General features: G+C 65.6%; 14 protein-coding genes. 12 read left to right on the top strand and 2 right to left on the bottom strand.

Annotated features, from left to right (window positions below; genetic code table 11):
* Positions 1-5: 5 nt before the first annotated feature.
* The 11 genes from pyrH (at position 6) to lpxB (ending at position 11,200) form a co-directional block, all read left to right on the top strand.
* The gene (gene pyrH, locus AmiPiv_RS23335) at positions 6-728 is read left to right on the top strand and encodes a UMP kinase (RefSeq protein WP_340041376.1); all 723 of its coding nucleotides are present in this window, start codon (positions 6-8) and stop codon (positions 726-728) included.
* Between the two features lie 44 nt (positions 729-772).
* Positions 773-1,327: a ribosome recycling factor gene (gene frr / locus AmiPiv_RS23340; protein ID WP_340041378.1), complete on the top strand. Its 555-nt coding sequence runs from the start codon at positions 773-775 to the stop codon at positions 1,325-1,327.
* Positions 1,284-2,078, top strand: a complete 795-nt coding sequence (locus tag AmiPiv_RS23345) for an isoprenyl transferase (RefSeq protein WP_340041486.1) — start codon at positions 1,284-1,286, stop codon at positions 2,076-2,078. The genes frr and AmiPiv_RS23345 overlap by 44 nt, the downstream gene beginning before the upstream one ends.
* A gap of 11 nt (positions 2,079-2,089) precedes the next feature.
* A complete protein-coding gene (locus tag AmiPiv_RS23350; protein ID WP_340041380.1) occupies positions 2,090-2,920 on the top strand; it encodes a phosphatidate cytidylyltransferase in 831 nt (276 codons plus the stop codon).
* Between the two features lie 71 nt (positions 2,921-2,991).
* Positions 2,992-4,131, top strand: a complete 1,140-nt coding sequence (gene rseP / locus AmiPiv_RS23355) for an RIP metalloprotease RseP (RefSeq protein ID WP_340041382.1) — start codon at positions 2,992-2,994, stop codon at positions 4,129-4,131.
* 220 nt (positions 4,132-4,351) lie between these two features.
* Positions 4,352-6,724 carry an outer membrane protein assembly factor BamA gene (gene bamA, locus AmiPiv_RS23360; RefSeq protein WP_340041384.1) on the top strand — a complete coding sequence of 791 codons (2,373 nt, stop codon included), beginning with the start codon at positions 4,352-4,354 and terminating at the stop codon, positions 6,722-6,724.
* 69 nt (positions 6,725-6,793) lie between these two features.
* On the top strand, positions 6,794-7,852 hold the full coding sequence (gene lpxD / locus AmiPiv_RS23365) for a UDP-3-O-(3-hydroxymyristoyl)glucosamine N-acyltransferase (RefSeq protein ID WP_340041386.1): 1,059 nt from the start codon (positions 6,794-6,796) through the stop codon (positions 7,850-7,852).
* The gene (gene fabZ / locus AmiPiv_RS23370) at positions 7,845-8,309 is read left to right on the top strand and encodes a 3-hydroxyacyl-ACP dehydratase FabZ (RefSeq protein WP_340041388.1); all 465 of its coding nucleotides are present in this window, start codon (positions 7,845-7,847) and stop codon (positions 8,307-8,309) included. The genes lpxD and fabZ overlap by 8 nt, the downstream gene beginning before the upstream one ends.
* An 11-nt stretch (positions 8,310-8,320) precedes the next feature.
* On the top strand, positions 8,321-9,157 hold the full coding sequence (lpxA, locus tag AmiPiv_RS23375; protein WP_340041390.1) for an acyl-ACP--UDP-N-acetylglucosamine O-acyltransferase: 837 nt from the start codon (positions 8,321-8,323) through the stop codon (positions 9,155-9,157).
* Complete coding sequence (locus AmiPiv_RS23380; protein ID WP_340041392.1) at positions 9,144-10,037, top strand: LpxI family protein; 894 nt, start codon at positions 9,144-9,146, stop codon at positions 10,035-10,037. The genes lpxA and AmiPiv_RS23380 overlap by 14 nt, the downstream gene beginning before the upstream one ends.
* Positions 10,034-11,200: a lipid-A-disaccharide synthase gene (lpxB, locus tag AmiPiv_RS23385; protein ID WP_340041394.1), complete on the top strand. Its 1,167-nt coding sequence runs from the start codon at positions 10,034-10,036 to the stop codon at positions 11,198-11,200. The genes AmiPiv_RS23380 and lpxB overlap by 4 nt, the downstream gene beginning before the upstream one ends.
* 46 nt (positions 11,201-11,246) lie before the next feature.
* Here the strand turns inward: lpxB and gltA are convergent, their stop codons facing one another.
* Positions 11,247-12,536 (bottom strand): citrate synthase, encoded by a 1,290-nt coding sequence (gene gltA / locus AmiPiv_RS23390; RefSeq protein WP_340041396.1) that lies wholly within the window; start codon positions 12,534-12,536, stop codon positions 11,247-11,249.
* Between the two features lie 181 nt (positions 12,537-12,717).
* On the bottom strand, positions 12,718-14,139 hold the full coding sequence (gene gltX / locus AmiPiv_RS23395; RefSeq protein ID WP_340041487.1) for a glutamate--tRNA ligase: 1,422 nt from the start codon (positions 14,137-14,139) through the stop codon (positions 12,718-12,720).
* Between the two features lie 289 nt (positions 14,140-14,428).
* Between gltX and AmiPiv_RS23400 the strand changes: the two genes are divergently transcribed.
* Positions 14,429-16,756: a ComEC/Rec2 family competence protein gene (locus AmiPiv_RS23400; protein ID WP_340041398.1), complete on the top strand. Its 2,328-nt coding sequence runs from the start codon at positions 14,429-14,431 to the stop codon at positions 16,754-16,756.
* The last annotated feature ends 103 nt before the right edge of the window (positions 16,757-16,859 follow it).

Genomic DNA, 16,859 nt, shown 5'->3' on the forward strand with positions numbered 1-16,859 from the left:
AATTCATGACCGCCAAGCCGCTCTACAGGCGTGTTCTGCTCAAGGCCTCCGGCGAAGCCCTGATGGGCGACCAGCATTTCGGTATCGACGTGTCGGTGGTGGACCGCATCGCGTCCGACATCGCGGAGGCGAGGGCGCTCGGCGTCGAGGTCGGCGTGGTCATCGGCGGCGGCAACATCTTCCGCGGCGTGGCCGTGGCCTCGAAGGGCGGCGACCGCGTCACCGGCGACCACATGGGCATGCTCGCCACCGTCATCAACTCGCTGGCGCTGCGCACGTCGCTGGTCAAGATCGGTGTGGACGCCGTCGTGCTGTCGGCCATCGCCATGCCGGAACTATGCGAGAGCTTCTCCCAGCGCCAGGCGACCGCCTACATGAACGCCGGCAAGGTGGTGATCTTTGCGGGCGGTACGGGCAACCCGTTCTTCACCACGGATTCGGCCGCGGCGTTGCGCGCCGCCGAGATCGGGGCGGATGCGCTGTTCAAGGGGACGCAGGTCGACGGCGTCTATTCCGCCGATCCCAAGAAGGACCCGAGCGCGACGCGCTTCGAGCGCATCACACATGCAGAAGTGATCAACCGCGGCCTGGCTATCATGGATACGGCGGCGATTGCGCTTGCGCGGGAAAACAACATTCCGATAATCGTCTATTCAATCCACGAAAAAGGCGGTTTCGGTGAAATATTGAAGGGTGGCGGCCACTGCACGGTTGTTGCGGACGCCTGAGGATATGAACGGTGGCCCCGGGCTTCGGGACCAAGGAGACTGCTATGAGCCTTGACTACAACGATCTTCAGCGGCGTATGGACGGCGCCATCAGCGCTTTCAAGCACGACCTCGCTTCGCTGCGCACCGGTCGCGCCTCGAGCAACCTCCTCGATCCGATCCACGTCCAGGCCTATGGCTCGGCGATGCCCATCAACCAGGTCGCCACGGTATCCGTGCCGGAGCCGCGCATGATCTCGGTCTCGGTCTGGGATAAGTCGATGGTCGGCGCGGTCGATCGCGCCATCCGCGAGGCCAATCTCGGCTTCAATCCGATCGTTGACGGCACCAATTTGCGCATACCGCTGCCGGAGCTCAACGAGCAGCGCCGCAAGGAACTGGTGAAGATCGCGCACGGCTATGCCGAGAATGCCAAGGTTGCGGCCCGCCACGTGCGCCGCGACGGCATGGAGGCGCTCAAGAAGGCCGAAAAGGACGGCGACATCAGCCAGGACGACCATCGCGTCAAGTCCGACAAAGTGCAGAAGCTGACCGACGACACCATCAGCCAGATCGATAGCCTGCTCGCCGGCAAGGAAGCCGAGATCATGCAAGTCTGAGCCGACGAAGAGCCGGCCCGAAAGCGAACTGATGACTACGCCCGCGCATGTCGCGATCATCATGGACGGCAATGGCCGCTGGGCAAAAGCCCGCGGCCTGCCGCGCGTTGCGGGGCATCGCGCTGGCGTGGAGGCGTTGCGCAAAACGGTCCGCGCCGCCAGCGATCTCGGCATTTCCTGGCTGACCGTCTACGCCTTTTCGTCGGAGAACTGGTCTCGCCCGAAGTCGGAAGTCACCGATCTGCTGGGTTTGCTGAAGCTGTTCATCCGCCGCGACCTTGCCGAATTGCACAACGCCGGCGTCAGGGTTCGCGTCATCGGCGACCGCGAGACCCTGCAGTCGGACATCAGGAGCCTGCTGGAAGAGGCCGAGACGCTGACGGCCGGCAACTCGGCGCTGAATCTGGTCATTGCTTTCAACTACGGCGGACGCGACGAGATCTCGCGAGCCGCGCGACAGCTCGCCGAGGCCGTCGTGAGAGGCGAGCTCTCTAGCGACGAGATCACGCCCGAACTTTTTGCCGAGCGTCTCGACACCGCGGGTATCCCGGATCCGGACCTGGTGATCAGGACCAGCGGCGAGGTCAGGCTTTCGAATTTCCTGCCCTGGCAGTCGGCCTACAGCGAACTTGTCTTCCTGCCCTGCTACTGGCCCGATTTCACGCGCGAGCATTTGGCCGAGGCGGTGCGCGAGTTCACCGGCCGCGAGCGTCGTTTCGGCGGGCTTGCGGCTCGCGACATCGCCTTGTGACGGCGGCAGGCATGAGCAATCTTCAGCTCCGGACCATCTCGGCGGTCGTGCTGGCCGTCGCAGCGCTGGTGCTAACCTGGGCCGGCGGCCTGCCTTTCAGGCTGCTTTCGGCGGGCATCGCGCTCGGCATCTTTTACGAATGGTCGCGCATGTCGCGGACCCGGGCGGAGGGCGCATGGGCGCCGGGTCAGATCGGTTTCGTGCCGGAGGCGCTGATTCTTGTCTTCGCGGTAGCCCTGGCGTTGGGCGCGCCCGCCATCGTGCTCATCGGGCTGGCGGTCCTGTCTGCGGCCGTGCTGTGGCTGCTGGGACGGATTCGCGAGGCCGGCGCGTGGGACGCTGCGGGATTCGCCTATGCCGCCCTTTCGGGGCTCTCGCTCGCGCTACTGCGCGGCAATGACGCAGCTGGCCTTGCCGCCATCCTGTTTCTCTTTGCGGTGGTGTGGTCGACCGACATCTTCGCCTATTTCGTCGGCCGCAGCGTCGGCGGTCCGAAGCTCGCCCCTGCCATTTCGCCCGGCAAGACGCGCAGCGGTGCCGTCGGCGGTGCCGCAGGCGGTGTCGTGGCGGGCGTTCTGCTCGCGCTGGCGGTCGGCGCCGGCAGCGTAGTGATGCTCGCCGGCGTGGCGTTGCTGCTGTCGGCGATCTCGCAGGCGGGCGATCTTTTCGAGTCCTGGGTCAAGCGTCGGCATGGCTACAAGGATTCAGGATCGCTCATACCCGGTCACGGCGGCGTGATGGACAGGGTCGACGGGCTTGTCGCCGCGGCTTTTGCCCTATACGTCATCGGGTGGCTGTCTGGTTCGGCCGATCATCCGGCGCAGGCCCTGTTTCCGGTCTGAGTTACCGGCGGCAAGGCCTGAAGGGTGCCAGACGGAGGGGTGATGCGGCGGTTCGTGGTTGAGGGCATGACTTGAGCGAGTATCTTCCCGCATTCCTGAGCACGGATGGCCTGCTGCTCGGCACGATCGTTCCATTCCTGTTCGTGCTGATGATCGTCGTGTTCGTGCACGAGATGGGGCACTACCTCGTCGGCCGCTGGTGCGGCATCGGCGTGAAGGCTTTCGCCGTCGGCTTCGGGCCGGAGCTGATCGGCTTCAATGACCGGCGCGGCACGCGCTGGAAGCTCTGTGCCATTCCACTCGGCGGCTACGTCAAATTCGTCGGCGACATGAATGTCACCAGCTCGCCCGAGGGCGGCGAGGCCGACCGGCTGAGTACAGCCGAACGCAAGGTTGCCTTCCACACCCAGCCCGTCTGGAAGCGCGCCGCAACGGTGTTTGCCGGGCCGCTGTTCAACTTCCTGCTCACGATCGCCGTCTTCACCGTGCTGTTCACGGCCTATGGCCGCTACGTCATGGAGCCGACGGTGGCCGAAGTGCGTGCTGAAAGTCCGGCGGCCAAGGCCGGCATCCAGCCGGGCGACCGATTCGTCAGCGTCGACGGCAGGCAGGTCGAGACGTTCTCCGACGTCCAGCGCCTGGTGTCGGGCCGCGGCGGCGATCCGATCGCCTTCGTCATGATGCGGGACGGCAAGGAGGTTTCCGTCACCGCCGTGCCGGAACTCATGGAGCAGCAGGATGCCCTTGGGAACAAGGTCAAGGTCGCCGTCATCGGCGTGGTCAACAACGAGGAGCTGGGGCAGCCGCGGCTCATCACCTACGGCCCGGGCGGAGCCTTCGTCCAGGCGGTCACGGAAACCGGTCAGATCATCGCCCGAACCGGCCAGTTCCTGAAGCGTTTCGTCTTTGGGCGCGAGGACAAGTGCCAGCTCGGCGGGCCGGTCAAGATCGCTGACATGGCCGGCAAGGCGGCCAAGCTGGGCTTCGGCTGGCTGGTGCAGCTGGTTGCATTGCTGTCGGTCGGAATCGGGTTCCTGAACCTGCTGCCGATTCCGCCGCTCGATGGCGGCCACCTGGCTTTCTACGCGGTCGAGGCGGTCATCCGTCGCCCTGTTTCCGAAAGGGCCATGGAGGCTGTATACCGGGTGGGAATGATTCTGGTTCTTGCGTTCATGGGGTTCGTTTTCTGGAACGACCTTTTTGGATGTTGAATTCATGAAGAAAATCGACGCGGAGAGGGCGTCTGTTGAGGGACCATTTACCATCCCGGTCGGTATGAGTGACGCGAAAGTCACGCTCGCTGGGTAAGTAAGTGCAAATTAACCAGAACCCTTGCGTGTAGGGAAAATCCGGTTATTACGGTACGGGAAAATTTACCGCGACGTCCGGTTTTCTCGCCGTGGGGACTTCGAGAAAAGGTTGTAAAGGCCGATGAAGGCAGCATTTAAGTTTGCGAGCGCCGCGTCCGCGGTAGCTCTGTCCGCCGCTCTGGCTGTGCCTGGCGCGGTCGTTGTTCAGTTTGCCGCCGTTTCGGCGGCGGAAGCTGCCGTCGTCAACCGGATCGAGGTGCGCGGCAACCAGCGCGTCGACGCCGAGACGATTCGCAACTACATCACCATCAAGCCGGGCAAGACGTTCTCGAACGCCGACATCGATGAGGCGGTGAAGTCGCTGTTCGGCAGCGGCCTGTTCTCCGACGTCCGCATCAACCAGGTCGGGTCGACGCTCGTCGTCCAGGTGTCCGAGTACCAGGTCGTCAACAACGTCCTGTTCCAGGGCAACAAGAAGCTGAAGGACGCCCAGTTGGGCGCTGCCGTCCAGCTCAAGCCGCGCGGCGCCTTCTCGCAGGCGACGATGGAGGCTGATGCCGAGGCGATCAAGGAAGCCTACAAGCGCGTCGGTCGCGACGACGTGACCGTCAAGACCCAGGTCATGGATCTCGGCGAAAACCGCGTCAACGTGGTCTACGAGATCAACGAAGGCGGCCGCACCAAGATCGCCGCGATCAATTTCGTCGGCAACAACGCCTATGGCGACCGCCGTCTGGCGGACGTGATTTCGACCAAGCGCTCGTCGTTCCTGTCGTTCATGCTGCGCGACGACATCTATGACGAGGATCGTCTGCGCGCCGACGAGGAAGCGCTGCGCCGCTTCTACTTCAATCGCGGTTATGCCGACTTCCAGGTCGTGTCCGCCTTCGGCGAGCTCGACGAGGCGACCAACCAGTACACGATCACCATCACGGTGGACGAGGGCCAGCGCTACACCTTCGGCGACGTCTCGGTGGAAAGCACCATTCCCGAGATCGACGGCGCCACGCTGCAGTCGCTGGTCGAGACCCGCAAGGGCGACGTTTACAACGCCAAGAACGTCGAAGATTCGATCATCGCGATCACCGAGAACGTCGCCGGCAAGGGTTATGCCTTCGCCAAGGTGACCCCGCGCGGCGACCGCAATTTCGAGACCCGCACGATCAACGTCGTCTATACGGTCGACCAGGGCGCCAAGGCCTATGTCGAGCGCATCGAGATCCGCGGCAACGAGCGCACGCGTGACTTCGTCATCCGTCGCGAGTTCGACGTCAGCGAAGGCGACGCCTTCAACCAGGTTCTCATCCAGCGCGCGAAGAAGCGGCTTGAAGCGCTTAATTTCTTTGAGCGCGTCGAGATTTCGACGGCCCCCGGCTCGCAGCCGGACCAGGTCGTGCTGGTGGTCGATCTGGTCGAGAAGTCGACCGGCGAGTTCTCGATCGGCGCCGGCTACTCGACGGGTGGCGACAATGCCGGCCCGTCGGTGGAAGGCTCGATCACCGAGCGCAACTTCCTCGGCCGCGGCCAGTTCATCAAGTTCTCCGCCGGCGGCGGCAAGAACTCCCGAGACTACAGCTTCTCGTTCACCGAGCCGTATTTCCTCGGCCGCCGCATCGCTGCAGGTTTCGACATCTATCGTCAGACCCGCAAGTACGACGAGTACGACAGCGACATCACCGGCGGCACGATCCGCTTCGGCCTGCCGATCACGGACAACATCTCGACGCAGCTGGCGTACAACATCTCGCAGGAAGAATATTCCTTCTCGGAAGGTTGCGACGGTGCAACGGATCCCAACAGCCCGGATCTTGATTGCGACGTGTCGCCTGCGATCATAGATGGCGTCGAGCGCAGCCCATGGATCAAGTCGTCGGTCAGCGGCACGCTGGTCTACAACACCATCGACGACATGAAGAACCCGCGTAACGGCATCTATGCCAACTTCACGACTGAAGTTGCCGGCCTCGGCGGTGACGCGAAGTTCGTCAAGTTCACGGGCCGCGGCAGCTACTACCAGACGATCTCCGAGGAAATGGACATCGTCGGTCTTGTTTCGGTCGGCGGCGGTCACATCCAGGGCTTCGGCGACGACGGCCTGCGCGTGTTCGATCACTTCAAGAACAACGACCGCATGATCCGCGGCTTCAAGTACAACGGCATTGGTCCGTTCGATCAGAATGGCGAGGATCACCTCGGCGGCACGACCTATTTCAATGCCTCTGCCGAAGCACAGTTCCCGATCCCGGTCGTTCCCGAGAGCTTCGGCCTGCGTGGTGCGGTGTTCGCGGATGCCGCCACGCTCTACGGCAACAAGGTCGATGTCGCGGGTACCGATATCGTTTCGACGGGCATGGAGTGGCGTGCCTCGGTCGGTATCGGCCTGCTCTGGGCGTCGCCCTTCGGCCCGCTGCGTATCGACTACGCGGTGCCGGTCAAGAAGGAAGACACCGACGACACCCAGGAATTCAACTTCGGCATTTCGACCCGCTTCTAATCGCGTGGAACGATGCTTCCGGGCCGCAACGGCCCGGAAGCCCGCCCGGCTCAGCTGGAAAAGCACTTCATGACGGACCCGGTGTTCTTTGTGCCGTCACGCCGCTTGACCGCAGGCGAGGTGGCCGACTTGACCGGCGCCGTGCTCGCAGATCCCGGCCACTCCGACATCATCATCACGACCATCGCCTCTGCCGCCGAAGGCGGCGAGGGCGCCTTGGTGTTCGTCGACGGCAAGCGCAATGCCGGCCCATTGGCGACGCTCAAGGCCGCGGCTGTGCTGTGCACGGCGGACGTCGTCGGCCTTGTCCCCGCCGGCATCGCCGCACTCGTCACGCCCAGGGCCCAGCAGGCCTTCGCCCGTATCGGCCGCATCCTCTACCCGGCAGCCGAGCGCCCCGTGGGCGCGACCGGCGAGACCGGCATCTCGCCCCATGCCCATATCGACACGACGGCTCATGTCGAGGCGGGCGCGATCGTCGAGGCCGGTGCCGTCATCGGCCCCGATGCCGCGGTGGGCGCGGGAACCGTAGTTGCGGCCAACGCGGTCATCGGCCGTTCCGCACAGGTCGGGCGTGACTGCTACATCGGACCGCACAGCTCGATCCAGTATGCGTTGCTCGGCAATGGCGTCATTGTCCATGCGGGCGCCAGGATCGGCCAGGACGGCTTCGGTTTTGCCGGTGGTCCCAAAGGGCCGGAGCGGGTGCCGCAGATCGGCCGCGTCATCATCCAGGACAATGTCGAGATCGGCGCCAACACCACCGTCGACCGCGGCGCGTTGGCGGATACGGTCATCGGAGAAAACACCAAGATCGACAATCTCGTCCAGATTGCCCACAACGTGCGCATTGGCCGCAATTGCGTCATCGCCGGGCTGACGGGTATCTCGGGCTCCTGCGTCATCGGCGACAACGTGATGATGGGCGGCGGCGTCGGGCTGGCGGACCATCTGACCGTCGGCGACGGCGCCAAGCTGGCGGCCCGCAGCGGCTTCATGAACAATGTGCCGGCAGGCGAGGTCTGGGGCGGTTTCCCGGGCAAGCCGATAAAGGAAATGATGCGCGAGTTCGCGGTGCTCAAGAAGCTGGCCAAGGCCAGGACCAAAGAGGGTGGGAGCAATGACTGACCAGGCAACAACGACGCTCGAGGCCGTCGACATTTTCGGCCTGTTCAAGCTGCTGCCGCACCGTTATCCGTTCCTTTTGATCGACCGCATCGTCGAGATAGACGGCGACGACTCCGCCGTCGGCATCAAGAACGTCACCTTCAACGAACCGCATTTCCAGGGCCATTTCCCCGGCCAGCCGGTCATGCCCGGCGTACTCATCATCGAGGCGATGGCGCAGACCGCGGGCGCGATCTGCCTGCGCCTGGTGGTCGATGAAAGCCCGTCGCTGGTCTACCTGATGACCGTCGACGCGGCGAAATTCCGCAAGCCGGTCGTGCCCGGCGACCAGTTGCGAATCCACGTCAAGAAGATCAAGAAGCGCGGCAACATCCTGAAGTTCGCCTGCGACGCGCGGGTGGACGGCGCGACCGTGGCGGAGGCCGAGGTTGCCGCGATGATGGTGCCCAAGGAATAGTACTTATCGTCATGCAGACCGAGACATTCATCCATCCTGCAGCCGTCGTCGAAGCCGGCGCAAAGCTCGGCGCCGGCGTTCGCGTCGGGCCTTTCTGTCATGTCAGCGCCGACGCCGTGATCGGCGACCGGGTCGAACTGGTCAGCCATGTTGCGATCATGGGGGCGACGACGCTCGGCGAAGGGTGCAGGGTTTTCCCGCAGGCCACGCTGGGCGCGGCACCGCAGAACAACAAGCACAAGGGCGGGCGCACCACGCTGGTGGTCGGCAGGAACTGCACGATCCGCGAAGGCGTGACCATGCATCTCGGCAGCGACAGCAGCCGCGGCGAGACGACGGTCGGCGACAACGGCCACTTCCTCGCCTATGCGCATATCGCGCATGACTGCGTCGTCGGCGACAACGTCACCATGGCCAATGTCGCCACCCTAGGCGGCCATGTCGAGGTCGGCAACAACGTCACCCTCGGCGGCCTCGTCGCCGTGCACCAGATGACGCGCATCGGCCATCATGCCTTTGCCGGCGGTGCTGCGATCATCGATGGCGACATCATTCCCTACGGCATGGTCATGGGCAACCGCGCCCGCCTGCGCGGGCTCAATGTCATCGGCATGAAGCGATCTGGCGTTGCGCGCGCCGAAATCTTCGCGCTGCGCAAGGCCTACAAGATGATCTTCGATCCGTCCCGGGCGGTGGCCGAGAACATCCCCGAGGTCGAGAAGCTGTTCGGCACGTCGCCGATCGTTCGCGACATGCTCGATTTCATCCAGGCGCGCGGCAAGCGCCACTTCACCGTCCCGCCGCTGCGCAACGCCGTCTCCGACGACGCCGCCGATGACGAAAGCTGAGGCTGGGCGGAAGACAGTCCTTGCCGCGGCCGACAAGGTCGCCATAGTCGCCGGCAGCGGCCGGCTGCCCGTCAATGTCGCCGAAAGCCTGGCCTTGGTCGGGCACGTGCCCTTCATCGTGCGCATCGCCGGCGAGACGGACCCCGGCACCAGCCTCGAAACCTACCCGGGCTCCACGCTCGCCGTGGAGCAGTTCGCCGGGCTTCTGCCGCTGCTCAGGCGCCAGGGCATCACCCATGTCGTACTTGCCGGCGGGGTGAGCCGGCGGCCGATGTGGCGCGCCATACGCCCCAGCCTGTCGCTGCTGTCGATCCTGCCGCGCGCCATCCTGGCCCTGCGGCGCGGCGACGACGGGCTCCTGCGTATCCTGGTCGACCTCATCGAAGACAATGGCATCAAGGTGGTCGGTGCCCACCAGGTCGTGCCGGAACTGCTTGCGGTGGAAGGCCGCATGGGCACGCATGCACCTATCGCGGCCGATTGGGACGATCTGCGGGCGGGTCTGGAAGCTGCCCGTGCCATCGGCGCGCTCGATATCGGACAGGCAGCAGTCGCCATCGGTGGCCGTGCGATTGCGCTCGAGGGCATCGAAGGAACGGATCTTCTGCTCGAACGCGTGCGGGATCTGCGCAAAAACGGCCGCATCGCCGGGCGAAAGCGCGGCGTGGTGGTCAAATGTGCGAAGCCTGGCCAGGAACTGCGCGCTGACCTGCCGACGATCGGTCCCGCGACCGTCGATGCCGCACATGCAGCCGGGCTTGCCGGTATCGGCGTCGAGGCCGGACGTTCGCTCGTGCTGGATTTCGGCGAACTCGTGGAGCGGGCCGACCGCCTCGGCCTGTTCGTCGTCGGCCTCACCGGCAGGGAGACGGCACGATGACCCAGCCGCCGCTCAAGATCGCGATCGTGGCGGGCGAGGAATCGGGGGACCTGCTCGGGGCCGACCTCGTGCGTGCCCTGCGCCAGATGAGCGGGCGCGACGTGCGATTGGCGGGGGTGGGCGGCAGGCATCTGCAGGAGCTCGGGCTTTCGCCGCTCTTCAATGCCGGCGAAATCGCCCTGATGGGCCTGTCGGCGATCTTGCGCGACCTGCCGCGCCTGATCCGGCGGATCGGCGAGACCGCGCGCTTCGTCGCGGCCGAGAAGCCGGACTGCCTGATCACGATCGACAGCCCCGATTTCTCCCTCCGCGTTGCCAGGAAGGTGCGCGCGCTCGCCCCAGAGATCCCGATCGTCCACTATGTCTGCCCGAGCGTCTGGGCGTGGCGACCCGGTCGCGCCAAGGCCATGCAGCCGCATGTCGACGAGGTGCTCTGCATCCTGCCGTTCGAGCCGAAGGAACTTGCCAGGCTGGACGGGCCACCCGGTACCTATGTGGGGCACAGGCTGACCAGCGATCCCGGCGTGCTGATCGCGGCGGCCATGCAGGAGCGCGGCAGCGGTCCCTCGGAGGAAGGCGGCGAGAAGACCCTATTGCTGCTGCCGGGCTCGCGCCGCAGCGAGGTCCGCGCGCTGCTCGGCCCGTTCGGGGAAACGGTTTCCATCCTCAAGGCGCGCGGGCATCGCCTGCGCCTCTTGCTGCCCACGGTCCCGCATGTCGCCGACATCGTCACGGCGACCACGAGCCAGTGGCCCGACAAGCCGGAAATCATCCTCGACGCGCAGAAGAAGTGGCAGGCTTTCGGCGAGGCCGATGCGGCCCTGATAGCGTCGGGCACGGTGTCGCTCGAACTGGCGCTCGCCGGCGTGCCGATGATGTCGTGCTACAAGCTCGATGCGGTGATGCGCATGGTGCAGCGCCTGATCACGGTCTGGAGCGCCTCGCTGCCCAACCTCGTCGCCGACCGGCCGGTGGTCATCGAAGCCTACAACGAATTTGTGCGGCCGCAGTGGATGGCCCGGCATCTCGAGGGGCTGCTGGTCGACAGTGCACTGCGGCAGTGGCAGAAGGACGGCTTTGCCGAAATCAGGCGCCGCTTCGCGACCGAGCGGCCCTCCGGCGAGTTGGCCGCCCAGGTCGTCCTGAAACATATCCGCAAATGAAAACGCCCGCCGGAAGGCGGGCGTTTCACATTGAGGTCGTACCGGCTCAGCGCTTGGCGATCGGCACGTAGTCGCGCTCGGGCGCGCCGGTGTAGAGCTGGCGCGGGCGGCCGATCTTCTGGCGCGGATCCTCGATCATCTCCTTCCACTGGGCGATCCAGCCGACCGTGCGGGCGAGTGCGAACAGCACGGTGAACATGGTGGTGGGGAAGCCCAGCGCCTTCAGCGTGATGCCCGAGTAGAAGTCGATGTTCGGGTAGAGCTTCTTCTCGATGAAGTACTCGTCGGTCAGCGCGATGCGCTCGAGTTCCATCGCCACGTCGAGCATCGGATCGTCCTTGATGCCGAGTTCGCCGAGCACCTCGTGCGTGGTCTTCTGCATGATCTTGGCGCGTGGATCGTAGTGCTTGTAGACGCGGTGGCCGAAGCCCATGAGGCGGAACGGGTCGTTCTTGTCCTTGGCGCGGTCGATGAATTCCGGGATGCGGTCGACCGAGCCGATCTCGGAGAGCATGTTGAGCGCGGCTTCGTTGGCGCCGCCGTGAGCCGGACCCCAGAGGCAGGCGATGCCGGCCGCGATGCAGGCGAACGGATTGGCGCCCGACGAACCGGCGAGGCGCACGGTCGAGGTCGAGGCATTCTGCTCGTGGTCGGCGTGCAGGATGAAGATGCGGTCCATGGCACGCGCCAGCACCGGATTGACCTTGTACTCCTCGCACGGCACGGCAAAGCACATGTGCAGGAAGTTGGCGGCGAAGTTCAGCTCGTTCTTCGGGTAAATGAAGGGCTGGCCGATGTGGTACTTGTAGGCCATCGCCGCGATCGTCGGCATCTTGGCGATCAGGCGGATCGAGGCCACCATCCGCTGGTGCGGATCGGAGATGTCCGTCGAGTCGTGGTAGAAGGCCGACAGCGCGCCGACCACGCCGCACATCACCGCCATCGGATGGGCGTCGCGGCGGAAGCCGGTAAAGAAGCGCGACATCTGCTCATGCACCATGGTGTGGCGCGTGACGCGATAGTCGAAGTCGTCCTTCTGGGCCTTGGTCGGCAGTTCGCCGTAGAGCAGCAGGTAGCAGACCTCGAGGAAGTCGCCGTGCTCGGCGAGCTGGTCGATCGGGTAGCCGCGGTGCAGCAGCACGCCGGCGTCGCCGTCGATGAAGGTGATCTGCGACTCGCAGCTTGCCGTCGAGGTGAAGCCCGGGTCGTAGGTGAACGCGCCGGTGGTGGAGTAGAGCGAGGCGATGTCGATGACATCCGGCCCGACCGTCCCGCCTCGGACCTTGAACTCGTGGGTCTGGCCGCGGAACTCCAGTTTGGCGGTTGAATCTGTCATCGCATACTCCTTAGTGCTGAGTTGCCGCTGGGCGGCGCAATCTTCTTAACAAGCAACCCGATAGGTCCGGAACGCTCGGTCTCGCCCTCCAGCTTTCCCGCTGCTGTCAAATTAGCCTGTTGCCGCAATGTTGCACCGCAAAAGCCTCATTACAATGCAAAATTAGGAAAGCACTGCTGACCTAATCGATTTGATCAGAAATGCGGGCCAGACTTTCGTCGCGCCCCAGAACGGCGAGTACATCGAACACGCCGGGGGAGGTGCTCTTGCCGGTCAGGGCGGCGCGCAACGGCTGGGCGACCCCGCCCAATTTCACATTTTCGCGACCGGCGAACTCGCGGATTGCAGCCTCGGCGGAGGCCGCGTTCCAGTCTGCGCCTGCCACCGTCGAAAGGGCTGCATGCGCACCCTTGAGGATGTCCTTGGCCGGACCAGCCAGCAGACCGGCTGCCTTCTCGTCGACGGCCAGCGGGCGCAGGGCGAACAGGAAAGCAGCACCGTCTGCCAGCTCGACCAGCGTCTTGGCGCGCTCCTTCAGGCCGGGCATGGCGGCGAGCAGTTGCGCCTTGGTGCGGTCGTTGAGGCCCTCGGCAACGATTGCGCCATTGGGCAGGTAGGGCAGGGTGGCGATGAAGATGTCGAGCAGCCTGGCGTCGTCCATCTGGCGCATGTGGATGCCGTTCAGCGCCTCGAGCTTGGCGAAGTCGAAGCGCGCGGCGCCCTTGTTGACGTCCTCGATCTCGAACCAGCCGATCATGTCGGCGATGCTCATCACCTCGTCGTCGCCATGGCTCCAGCCGAGGCGGGCGAGATAGTTGAGCAGGGCTTCCGGCAGGTAACCCATGGCCCGGTAGGCGTCGACGCCGAGGGCGCCGTGGCGCTTCGACAGCTTGGCGCCATCGGCGCCGTGGATCAGCGGTATGTGCGACATCACGGGCACGTCCCAGCCCATGGCATCGTAGATCACCGTCTGGCGCGCGGCATTGGTCAAATGGTCGTCGCCGCGGATGATGTGGGTGACGCCCATGTCATGGTCGTCGACGACCACGGCGTGCATGTAGGTCGGCACGCCGTCCGAACGCAGGATGATGAAATCGTCGAGGTCCTTGTTGGGGAAGCGCACGTCGCCCTGCACGCGGTCGCGCACCAGCGTCTCACCCTCGGTCGGTGCCTTGATGCGGATGACCGGCTTCACGCCGGCCGGTGCCTCGGACGGGTCGCGGTCGCGCCAGCGGCCGTCATAGCGCGGCGGGCGGCCCTCGGCGCGCGCCTTCTCGCGCATCTCGTCGAGTTCGGCCGGCGAGGCGTAGCAATAATAGGCCTTGCCCATGCGGACGAGCTCCTCGGCCACCTCGCGATGGCGCGGGGCGCGCTCGAACTGCGAGATCGGCTCGCCCTCCCAGGTGAGTCCCAGCCAGGTCAGGCCCTCGAGGATCGCCGCGGTCGCCGCGTCGGTCGAGCGCTCGCGATCGGTGTCTTCGATACGCAGCAGCATCTTGCCGTCGGTATGGCGGGCATAGAGCCAGTTGAAAAGTGCGGTGCGGGCCCCGCCGATATGCAGGTAGCCGGTGGGCGAGGGGGCGAAGCGGGTGACGACGGGCATGGCGAATTCCAAGGCAGGCATGGCGTCGCCCGGCCGGAGACCGGCGGCGCATGGCGTTTCGGTGGCGTTGATGTAGCATAGAAGGTCAGGGGCGCAAGGGGCATGCCCGATGGGCGACCATGTGCGGGAGGGGCGAGCCGGCGAAAGACCGGTCGCGGAGACGGCCGAGCGCGTCCTGCTCGCCGGCGGCGAGGCGTTGCCCCCGCTTACCTGGGCGCGTCGGCGCGACCCTCAGCCATTGTCCGCAGGTACAAATCACGCGCCGCGGCCGGGCAATCGGCGGTCGTGGATGCAGACTCCCATGGCCGTCGTCCATGGACGCTTCACGGTCCGGACACTGGCAGCGGCAATCGAGACCGAACTCGACCGCGGCGTGGCGTTCCTGCTCGTCCCGGTGTTCCTGGCGGTTGGGGTGCTGGCCTATTTCAGCCTCGCCGAGGAGCCGGCCTTGCTGCCGATCGCGTCGGCAGCCCTGGTCATGGCAGTGCTGGCGTTGGCCGCGCGCACCAGGAGATGGCTTCACTACGGGCTGGCCGCTCTGGCCTTCTGCCTGCTCGGCATGGCGGCGGCAAAGCTCGAAACCGCCCGCCTGGGCACGAAAATGCTCGGCGCCGAGATATCGACGCAGTTGCAGGGCCGCGTGGTGGAGATCGACCGGCTCGACAAGGGGCGCGTCCGCCTGACCATCGACGTCATTGCCACCGCGCGGCCAACGCTGCGCTATGCGCCGGATCGCGTGCGCCTGACGGCGCGCCGGGCGCCGGCAGGTCTCGCGGCGGGATCCCTGGTCAGCGGCTATGCGCGGCTGATGCCGCCCTCCGGTCCGATTCGGCCCGGCAGCTACGACTTCTCCTTCGAAAGCTACTTCGACGGGATCGGCGCCAGCGGCTTCTTCATGAAGGGGCCGGAACTGGTCGCGGACGCGCAACCTGTTGCGCTCGCCCTTGGGATCGAGGCCTGGCTCGGAAACCTTCGCGACCGCATTGCCCTGCGCATCCGCGACCGGATCGGCGGCGTGGAGGGCGAAATCGCCGCGGCACTCATGGTCGGCGTGCGTGGCGGCATTCCGGAGGAGGTCAACGAAGCGCTGCGGCGGACGGGCCTCTATCACATCATCTCCATTTCGGGCCTGCACATGGCCATGGTCGCCGGAACCGTCATGCTGGGCCTGCGGTTCGGTTTTGCGGCCTTTCCGGCCTTCGCATCCCGGCATCCGGTGAAGAAATACGCCGCCCTCGCTGCCCTGGTCTCCACCGGCGGCTATCTTTCCATTTCCGGTGCCGAAGTTGCGGCGCAGCGCAGCTTCATCATGCTCGCCGTCATGTTGACGGCCGTGCTGTTCGACCGCGCCGCCCTGACCATGCGCAACCTCGCGATCTCGGCCATCATCGTCATTCTCGCATCTCCCCACGAGGTGGTCGGTCCGAGCTTCCAGATGTCGTTCGCGGCAACCGCGGCACTGGTCGGCGCTTATGGCTGGTGGTCGGACAGGCCGACCGACCAGGCGCAACCGGCGATCCAGCGTTCGCTCGCGGCAAAGACGTGGCGCAGGCTCTGGGCCCTGGCAGTCGGGCTTCTGGCAACCTCGCTGATCGCCGGGCTGGCGACGAGTGTGTTCGGGGCGTGGCATTTCCAGCGCATCTCGCCGCTCAGCCTCTTCGCCAACCTGGCGGTGATGCCCATCGTCTCGGTGCTGGTGATGCCTTTTGCGGTTGCCGCCGGCGTGCTGATGCCGCTTGGCCTGGATGGGCTGTTCCTCGACACGATGGGGCGGGGTCTGGGCGCGATGATCGCCCTGGCGCAATGGTTCTCCGAGCGGTCGCCGGTCGACGCCGTCCGCCTGATTTCCGCCCGGTCGGTGATCCTCGTGACGGTTGCGCTCTGCGTCGCCTCCATGGCGACCACCCGGCTGAGGTTAGCCGCCCTGCCGTTCGCCGCGAGTGGATTGCTGCTGCTCGGCGAGGCAAGGACGCCAGACATATTGATCTCCGAAGACGGCCGGCTGGTCGGCGTGCCGACAGCGGACGGCAGGCTGGCGGTCAACCGCGCACGTCCGAGCGACTTCATCACCGACAGCTGGAAGAGGGCGGTTGTGGCGGAGGACCTGGTCGGCCCGGTTGGCGCGGGCGGCAAGGCGGCCCCGACCGCGAAGGCCTCCGCCGCGCGGCCAGATGCCGCGCTGCCGCCAGAGTCGGCCATGTCCCTGCAAGGAGAAGAAAAACCGGACCGCCGGCGGGCCTTTATCTGCGACGGCGGCCTTTGCACCATCGAGCACCCGTCAGGCGCCGTGATCGCCTATGCCGGCAACGCGGCAACGGCGAAACCTGCATGCGTCGTGGCGAGCCTGATCGTGATCGACGACGCGACGGCGCGGGACCCGTGCGCGAATTCGGCGACGACCGTGGTCACCAAGCGCGACCTGGCGCGTTTCGGCAGCGTGGCCGCGTTCTTGCCTGAAAAAGGGGAGGCGGCGGTCCGTCAAATCGAAATCCAGAGGGCGATAGCCGAGCCGTACCGGCCATGGCATGCGCAGCGGGCGTTCTCCCGCGAGGCGCGGGGCCTGCCGCCCTTCCGCCGGGACCGTGCAAAGCCGCCAGTGGAGAAGGCTGCGCCATAGAGCGTTTTGCAGCCAGACAGAAGCGCCCGGCATCGCATGAATGCGGTCGAGAAAGGCAGCCAGGCGCAGAATGCGCATTCTTCGGAATGCCCGCCGAGCTAGC

The sequence above is a fragment of the Aminobacter sp. Piv2-1 genome, from assembly GCF_037625995.1.
Taxonomy (GTDB): domain Bacteria; phylum Pseudomonadota; class Alphaproteobacteria; order Rhizobiales; family Rhizobiaceae; genus Aminobacter.

Bases quoted from the DNA above. Each gene is read 5' to 3' on its own strand.
- pyrH (WP_340041376.1), top strand. From the start codon at position 6: ATGACCGCCAAGCCGCTCTACAGGCGTGTTCTGCTCAAGGCCTCCGGC.
- frr (WP_340041378.1), top strand. From the start codon at position 773: ATGAGCCTTGACTACAACGATCTTCAGCGGCGTATGGACGGCGCCATC.
- AmiPiv_RS23350 (WP_340041380.1), top strand. From the start codon at position 2,090: ATGAGCAATCTTCAGCTCCGGACCATCTCGGCGGTCGTGCTGGCCGTC.
- bamA (WP_340041384.1), top strand. From the start codon at position 4,352: ATGAAGGCAGCATTTAAGTTTGCGAGCGCCGCGTCCGCGGTAGCTCTG.
- lpxD (WP_340041386.1), top strand. From the start codon at position 6,794: ATGACGGACCCGGTGTTCTTTGTGCCGTCACGCCGCTTGACCGCAGGC.
- fabZ (WP_340041388.1), top strand. From the start codon at position 7,845: ATGACTGACCAGGCAACAACGACGCTCGAGGCCGTCGACATTTTCGGC.
- lpxA (WP_340041390.1), top strand. From the start codon at position 8,321: ATGCAGACCGAGACATTCATCCATCCTGCAGCCGTCGTCGAAGCCGGC.
- AmiPiv_RS23380 (WP_340041392.1), top strand. From the start codon at position 9,144: ATGACGAAAGCTGAGGCTGGGCGGAAGACAGTCCTTGCCGCGGCCGAC.
- lpxB (WP_340041394.1), top strand. From the start codon at position 10,034: ATGACCCAGCCGCCGCTCAAGATCGCGATCGTGGCGGGCGAGGAATCG.
- gltA (WP_340041396.1), bottom strand. From the start codon at position 12,536: ATGACAGATTCAACCGCCAAACTGGAGTTCCGCGGCCAGACCCACGAG.
- gltX (WP_340041487.1), bottom strand. From the start codon at position 14,139: ATGCCCGTCGTCACCCGCTTCGCCCCCTCGCCCACCGGCTACCTGCAT.
- AmiPiv_RS23400 (WP_340041398.1), top strand. From the start codon at position 14,429: ATGCAGACTCCCATGGCCGTCGTCCATGGACGCTTCACGGTCCGGACA.